1 protein-coding gene is annotated in these 285 nt (G+C 54.0%); it reads left to right on the top strand.

Annotated features, from left to right (window positions below):
* A partial coding sequence (locus MLE19_RS22955; protein WP_240720628.1) for a hypothetical protein occupies positions 1–197 on the top strand: 197 nt, incomplete at its 5' end.
* Positions 198–285: the final 88 nt, after the last annotated feature.

Raw genomic sequence — 285 nt, 5'->3', positions numbered from 1 at the left:
GTCACCGTATCAGCAAGCGCCCACATGAATTACCTGATCAAATTGTTAAAGAGCGGTTTCGCTGCGTGGTTGCTGTGAAAGCAACCGGGCTGCCGTTGAACTGGCGGGCCTCAGCGAGGAAGGCGTATTCTACGCACTTCCTGGTGTTTGTCAACCGCCGTTTCCAGCGAGGGAAGCGAGCGATGAATCTACGCTAACCTCCTGACAAACCGAAGCTTTTTACACTTCATTCACCGCTGGTAACGCTTGGCGTCCCCGGCAGCGGATGCGTACTTTACGGTTTCA

The sequence above is a fragment of the Vreelandella neptunia genome (assembly GCF_022489065.1).
GTDB lineage: Bacteria > Pseudomonadota > Gammaproteobacteria > Pseudomonadales > Halomonadaceae > Vreelandella > Vreelandella neptunia_A.
Note: the sequence above shows the minus strand (reverse complement) of the source record. Positions and strands in the feature narration are given on the sequence as shown.